This window comes from Pseudomonas sp. Irchel 3H7, from assembly GCF_900187605.1.
Lineage (GTDB): Bacteria > Pseudomonadota > Gammaproteobacteria > Pseudomonadales > Pseudomonadaceae > Aquipseudomonas.
Map to the genome: position 1 here is coordinate 369688 of NZ_FYEA01000008.1, position 7261 is coordinate 376948.

Here is a 7261-nt window from a genome sequence, read left to right on the forward strand (position 1 = left end):
GAGGGAATGATCGAGGTGAGACAGCGAAATGAGCGTGCATCTTTGAATCCGTGATCGACGCGATCCTTCAAGTCGATGTAACTCGCAAGACACCTCGGTCGGCCCCCTCTCCCTCTGGGAGAGGGCTGGGGTGAGGGAATGATCGAGGTGAGACAGCGAAATAAGCGCGCATCGGTGAATCCATAATCGACACAGATCTTTCAGGTCGATGCATGACTCAAGACACTACGGTCGGCTCCCTCTCCCTCCGGGAGAGGGCTGGGGTGAGGGTTGGCGTCATTACGCCAGGCGCTAGGGCTCAGCCCCGTCCAACGCTTGAACGCTCGGCGAAAACTGCGCACATCGCTGTAGCCCACCTCTTCGGTAATCCGCTCGATCGGCATATCAGGATTGGCCAGCAAACTCAGGGTCCGCGCCTGCCGCACCTGCTCCAGCAACGCCTCGAACGTCAGCGCATGCTCAGTCAACCGCCGGCGCAAGGTGCGGCTGCTCATATTCAAATCACCAGCAATCTTTTCAATGTGACTGCCACTACTCAGATCCCGCGCAATCGCCCGTTCCACAGCCTGAATCAGATCAAGCTTCTGATGCACCTGCGCCGCTTCCAGCTCCAGCAATGCCACCGCCTGACGCAACGCCAGCGAATGATGATTGGGCAGATTCACATCCAGCCATTGCCCATCGATCAGCATGCGATTGTGCAGGCAACCGAAGCGCACATCCGGCCCCAGCAGGCGGTGGTATTCGCTCAGATAATCCGGCGCGGCGTGCACGAACTCCACGGCAATCGCCTTGAACTCAGCCCCTGCCAGCGCGCGACCGTATACCAGCAGACTGGCGAAAAACTCCTCGACTGCGAACACCTGCACATCAGCGAACGGCAAGCGGCATTCAGCATCGAGATGCACCTGGCCACCGACCACATCGACGCTCGACACCACGATGCCGCCCGAGGTGTGCTGATGCCGAATGCCCAACGCAAAAGCATCACGCAAGGTCTTGCACAGCGACAGCACATGCCCGAGCAGGCCCAACGTGCCGAGCACGTTCTGCGCCCCGACCCACAGGCCCAAGCCCTGATTAGGCAGCACTTTAAGTGCGCGCTGAATCATCGCTACGGCTTGGCGATAGGAAATCCGCTGCGCCGGATCCTGCAGGTCTTCAAGGGTAAAACCCAGCCCACGGCACAGGCTCTGGGAATCGATGCCCCTGTTCTGCACGACTTCGGCGAGGGTTTGCAGGAGGAACGGCGAGACCAGCGCCAGTTCGAAGGTCGGGTCTTGGACTTTTACGTTCATGGGGGCTGACATTCCGGATCACGCTTGATTGTTATTTTTGTAACCGGTTGTGTCGATGGAAGTTAGCACAAGGTTTACGGACTGTCCGCAGATGCCCCCCTCGGTGTCCGCCAAAACCCTGCCCCAACGTACGCCAAACGCTTATTTCTAGCGTACCGGCGCTGCGAGCGACCGGTACCAGGTCCCAATCACAATAATAATGAGGACAGTCATGAGCCAGAACCGTGCAACATCCATCTTGCCGCTCGCCCTTTTCATCGCGGGTTGCACCCTGACGTTGCCCGCCCTTGCCACCGAAGCCGGGGTCGACAACATCGGCACCGGCACCGACGGCTTTTTTATGCTGCCGCTGGAAGTCGACAGCCTTCCGGAGAACATGGTCGCGTTCAACCTCTACTACAACCATTACAAATCGCGAAAGCTCAATATCAGCTCGTTAGGCGGCAAGGTGCCGAATGTCGAAATCGAATCCACTGCAGTGATTCCGCGCCTCGATTATCTAAGCCCGGTGCGGATATTCGGCGGACGCCTGGCCGGTTACATCGCCCAGCCGTGGTTGAAGCAGGAAGTCTCGGTGTTCGGTTTGAGCGACACCCGCGAAGGCATGGGCGATACCACCATCGCGCCGATCATTCTGTGGGACATGGGCAAGAACCTGACCCTCGGCGCCGCCGTGGAGATCACCGTGCCCACCGGCGAATACAGCGTCGATCGACTGGCCAACACCAGCAACAATTTCTACACCTACAAGCCGCTGTTCTCGTTCACCTGGCTGCCGACTGAACACACCGAAGTCTCGATGAAGACCACCTACAGCTTCAACGAGAAGAACAAAGACACTGACTACAAGTCCGGGCAGATCTTCCACTTCGATTACTCGGCCAGCTACAAGATCACCGACGACCTGATGCTCGGCGTCAACGGCTACTTCCTCAAGCAAACCACCGACGACAAACAGTTCGGCCACACCGTGCAGTTCGCCGGGCAGGACGTCGATGACGGCGTGCGCGGCAAGGTGTTCGCGATTGGCCCGGCGCTGCACTTCACGTTTCTCAAGTACGCCAGTGCGGAGATTCGCTGGGCCAAGGAATTTGATGTGGAGAACCGGCCGGAGGGGGAAATGTTGTGGGCGAAGGTGAGTATTCCGTACGCCTTTTGACCCGCCAGATTGCGTTCAAAAGCGAACAGTGCTCAGACGGGCGCCCAATAAACAGAATCACCCCGCACCTGACCGTCCGTCTGAAAACCACTTCCCCCTGTCAGATCTGACAGTAGTTAATGAACGATGACTGGGGCTAAAAGGGAATCACCCGTTTTTCCCTTTCAGGCGGTATTGCTCATGACTTCTTTCAGACTTTTTCGGCTTCCCCCACGCAGAGATTTATCCGTCACACCGTTGCAAATCTATCCGCTGTACATCGCTGACATGACTCAGCCGGTTGTGAATGGCGACGGCGGTATCAACCTGGCAACGTTCGAAAACTACGAGGCTGGCATCTTCAGTGTTATCGACCCATACCCCGGGATGGGGGCTGGCGATGAAATCGAGATTTTCTGGAACGACAACGTCATCCACGAACTGAAAATCAAGCTCGAAGATGTCAATGAAAGATTGTTCTTCTTTCTCCCGACCACTGAAATTGCCCCCGGTTACTCCGAGTGTTATTGCCAGGTGACCCGTTCAGGCGAACCACTCCCTGACAATCCCTCCGCCGTATTGACGCTGTTGGTCAAATTGAATTTGCCCGCCGGCGAGGATGAGGAGCAGCATTTTCCCTGGCACTCACACCTCGATCTGGTCGGGTTGCCACAGGATGTCATCGACAATGGTGTCAGCAAAGAGTGGTCGAGCAAGGGTGTGCCCATGACCATCAAGCACTATCGAGAGATGACGGTGCGCGATGTCATCTGGGTGCGCTGGGGCAGTGTTCTTCTGACCCCGCACGTAGTTACAGAAGCCGAGGCCGACGGCACTCAAGAAATTGTCATCACCGCGTCGCCCGGCGACATCCTGACCGCTGGCGATAGCAATTCGTTGCCGATCAGGTACGAAATCCATGATGAGGTCTGGAACTGGTGCGAGAAATGGTCGAAGGAGACTACGGTTCAGGTAGATGGCGGCGCTGTTCGATTGGACCCGGCCATTTTCGAAGATGCCGATGAAGGTGAACTCCATCTCGATCGACTGGACCATCAGGCGACCAACCTGCTGATCCGGCTCGAAACCAATAAAGAGTTCACCACGGGCGACACGATCGTGATCAATGTCGCTGGTGTCGGGAGCACCGGAACCGCGCCTCGCACACTGACCGAGGAAGTCACTGTCGGCAATCTGCCTTATATTCTTGAGTTCCCGATCCCTTTCGCATTTGTCAGTCTCTTCGCCACCGGAACGCTTGATGGCTCCTATGTACTGCACAAAAAAAGCGATGGCTCGAAGCTCTATTCCAAACGCACCTTCGTCAAGGTAATCGGCAACCCGGCGCTGTTGCCGGCGCCGATCATTGAAGAGGTGATCGGTGCCATTTTGCCTGGGGACAGCAAAGCAGCGACCGTATTGATTGCCTACCCGAGCCTTAAAACCGGTGACACGATCAACATGATCTGGGAAGGCACGAAATCAGACGGCAGTGCCTATGTGTATGAGGAACTGTATGACGTCAGCAGTAACGATCAGGAGGCAAAGCGTACTTACATCACTGTGTTGCAAGAGCACATCCTCGCGTTGAACAACGGCAGCCTCAAACTCTATTACCGGGTGTACAACGACGATCCTGCCGATTATGGACTCAGCGAGTCTGACTTTTTGCGGGTCGAAGTACGCGCACTCCCCGCCACACTGCCGGCCCCCGATGTAGAAGAAGCCAAAGATGGCGTGATCGACCCGACACTGGTTTATACCCAGGCGCATGTGCTGGTCAAACCGGTCAATTGGATGAAGGGCGACACGCTGACTTATCACTGGATTGGTTCCACCTTTGATGGCTCAACCAAAGGCAGCATACCCATCACTGAGTTGTCTATCGACAAGACCGCACGTTTTCGGGTGGATGCGCAATACGTCACGACCAACATCGGCTTTCCGGTCACCGTGATTTACACCCTGCTGCACGCCGCCACCGGGAAATACAGTTATTCTGCACCGTTTCGGGTAATCGTCGGGGTACCGCTGGGTCGACTGCTTCCGCCTGTGGTCATCCAGGCCTCCGACAACACCCTCGATCCGATGGATGCGCTCAACGGTGTCGATGTCGAATGCAGCTACGACACCATGGATGAGAAGCTGGATCAGTTACGTCTGTTATGGACAGGTACGCCCGGCTCCGGAACATCGGAGGACCTCGAAAAACCCGCCGAAGCTGACGGTACTGTTACCTTCCACCTGCCCGCCTCTGTGGTGGGTGCCAACATCCTGAGCACTGTATCGGTCAAATACGCTGTGCAGCGCCATAAGTTATGGACGCAATCAGAGGAATTGCCGCTGAATATTCTGGGTTTTCAGGATCCGGAAAAAGACTTGCCTGCGCCCGAAGTTCCGCAAGCCGTCAATGCCGTTCTGGATCTGATGGAGTTCAGCGGCGACGCCAGTATTCTGGTCAAACCGTGGCCCTTCATTGCCGAAGGGCAAGTCGTGGATCTCAATGTTGTAGGTCGTGCCAGTACCGGCGTCCACATCATCGAAGTGCTCAAAACACATAAAATCAGCAAGCAACAAGCCATCACCGGGCTTAATGAACCGTTGCTCAGGTCCGATTTACTGAAGTTGCTCCACAGCTCTCCAGCCACCGTGACATGCTCGGTGATATTCAATGGCAGTGAGGACGCAGCAGTCGAATTTCCGAACCTGCCTTTGACGATACGCACACGCTACGACTACGTAACACCGATCATCACCAGTGTGAAAGATCCACAAGACAAGGAGATTCCAGAAGCGACCGTGACCTACGATAAACGCGTGAAAATTCAGGGTACCGCCACTCGGGGGGAAAAAGTCCGTGTCATGATCAACAGCGCCCCACAAGACATAGTCGATGTCATCGCTCCCGGGACCTGGGAATTGATTACCGGTAATTTGCTCGAAGGCTTGCAGAGCATAACGGTCGAGGCCTTGTATGATGCCGACCCGCCAATCAGTCGGCCAAGAACGTTCACCATTGGTATCGCCACCCGGCCCAGTATTACCGCAGTCAATGACTCACTGGGGCCGGTCGCCAATAACGGAACAACCTACGATACCGAAATTGCAGTGGCCGTCTCAGCAGATCCGAATCAATCGGTGCAGCTTTACAATGGCACCAATGCTATTGGCTTGCCTATTTCCCTCGACGGTGATGGCGCCGGCGCAATCACTCTGACTGATCTGACGGGTACAACATACTCCCTCAAAGCCAGAGCGATTTATGGTGATCAGTTGGAGTCCCCAGCTCATAACTTTACTATCAAGCCGCACGACGCAATAACGCTGACCTCAATCAGGCACTCGGGTGGTGAACTGGCGGAGGGAGGAAGAACCTATGACAGTTCGGTCACTCTGACGGGCCGGTTCACACCCTTATATGACGTACAGGTTTACGACAACGGAGGTGGGAAACAGATCGTGCCTACCGGCCAAAACGGTGCCTGGACAACCAGTCTTGCGATTGATACTGGTGAACATGCGGTGTACGTCAAAGCGCTGTCGACGAACCAACAATCCAATACCCGAAATTTCAGAAGAGATCCAATACCACCGTTGTACATTGACACATCCACCGCTTATCTCAGTGGATACATGGTCAGACATACCAACAGACCCGTGACCAATCCTCCCGCTGGAGCCTATCTAACTCGAGGCGCCAGCGGTGGCATACCGCCCTATCGCTATAGCACTGACAATACAGCCTATCTCCAGGTCGACGCTTCAACAGGGAGAGTGATTGGTGTACGAAATGGCGGTGCTCGCGTGATCGTTACAGATAGTCGAGGATCTACGGCGTCGTATTCTGTTTCTGTTCAAAACGTCTGGTATATCGCCAATTACGGGGGCGGACGCCATAACCTGGGAACCATGTCAGCAACTGTGAACAACGCTGGAGGCCAATTTCCAGCCATTGGCGATTACAACAATTTGCGCTCAGTGTACGGAGGGGATCCGGGGGGATATTCCTATGACTTCTACTGGGTAGCCGATAGACACCAATGGGGATCCCACTGGTTGCTACGCCCGGGAGACGGGGTTGTTTATGGGTCAAATGACAACGGCAGAGTGGGGTGTATCGGCGTTCTGCTGCGGACCTGATTAAACACATCACTGGAAAGCACAACGGACAAATGAGCATTCATTTGTCCGTTGCTTTATAAGAACGATGAAGTAATAAACGTTGTTTGAAAGATTGCGATCTTGCTACCGCCCGTCAGAAATCCGCACACACCTGTCAGATCTGACAGGTGCGCTTTTCCCGGTTTTATCCCCTAATCACTCCATCGCCCCACCCTAGGCAGGAGTGCCCGTCATGCTCGTCCAACCGCGCAAACAAATCTCGGTACTGTCCCTGCTCGATCCGGAAATCCCCGGTGGCCGAGACCTCAAGAACGGCACGTGGGGCGTCAACCTCGCCGCTGCACGACTTACCTACCCCGACAAGGGGCTGAAGATCCAGGTGCCCGCCTGGAACAACATGAGCAAGAACGACAACTGCAAGTTGTACCTGGGCACCACCATGGTCGCGCAGAAGACCATTACCGAAGACATCGAGGTGGACAAGCACGTCACCCTCTTCGTCGCGCCCGAGCGTTTGCTCAGCGGCGACTGGGAGCTGTCCTATCAGATCAAGCGGTTCGGGCAGAACTTCGAGCAAGGACCGACGATCAAGTTCGTCGTCAAACTCGAACTACCCGGTGGTCAGGATCTTAATCCCGACTACGGCCACTCCGAACTGACCATGGCCTTCGATCCGCCGGATGTGGTGCGCGACGGTGTCGAC

Annotated in this window: 3 protein-coding genes and 1 pseudogene; 3 read left to right on the plus strand and 1 reads right to left on the minus strand. The window is 55.5% G+C overall.

From position 1 onward, the window contains the following. Nucleotides 1–200: 200 nt before the first annotated feature. The gene (locus CKW38_RS17695; RefSeq protein ID WP_095113411.1) at nt 201–1298 is read right to left on the minus strand and encodes an AraC family transcriptional regulator; all 1098 of its coding nucleotides are present in this window, start codon (nt 1296–1298) and stop codon (nt 201–203) included. 211 nt (nt 1299–1509) lie between these two features. Here CKW38_RS17695 and CKW38_RS17700 point away from each other — a divergent pair, with 211 nt between their 5' ends. From CKW38_RS17700 to CKW38_RS17710, 3 genes and pseudogenes are all read left to right on the plus strand, one after another. Then, nucleotides 1510–2457, plus strand: coding sequence for a transporter (locus tag CKW38_RS17700; protein WP_095113412.1), 948 nt, complete (start codon nt 1510–1512; stop codon nt 2455–2457). A gap of 180 nt (nt 2458–2637) precedes the next feature. Further along, complete coding sequence (locus CKW38_RS17705; RefSeq protein WP_141232672.1) at nt 2638–6576, plus strand: Ig-like domain repeat protein; 3939 nt, start codon at nt 2638–2640, stop codon at nt 6574–6576. A 214-nt stretch (nt 6577–6790) separates the two neighbouring features. Next, nucleotides 6791–7261, plus strand: a pseudogene (locus tag CKW38_RS17710) (hypothetical protein); the annotation flags it as partial.

Excerpts from the sequence above, each read along its gene's own strand:
- CKW38_RS17695 (WP_095113411.1), bottom strand. The coding sequence starts at position 1,298 with ATGAACGTAAAAGTCCAAGACCCGACCTTCGAACTGGCGCTGGTCTCG.
- CKW38_RS17705 (WP_141232672.1), top strand. The coding sequence starts at position 2,638 with ATGACTTCTTTCAGACTTTTTCGGCTTCCCCCACGCAGAGATTTATCC.
- CKW38_RS17700 (WP_095113412.1), top strand. The coding sequence starts at position 1,510 with ATGAGCCAGAACCGTGCAACATCCATCTTGCCGCTCGCCCTTTTCATC.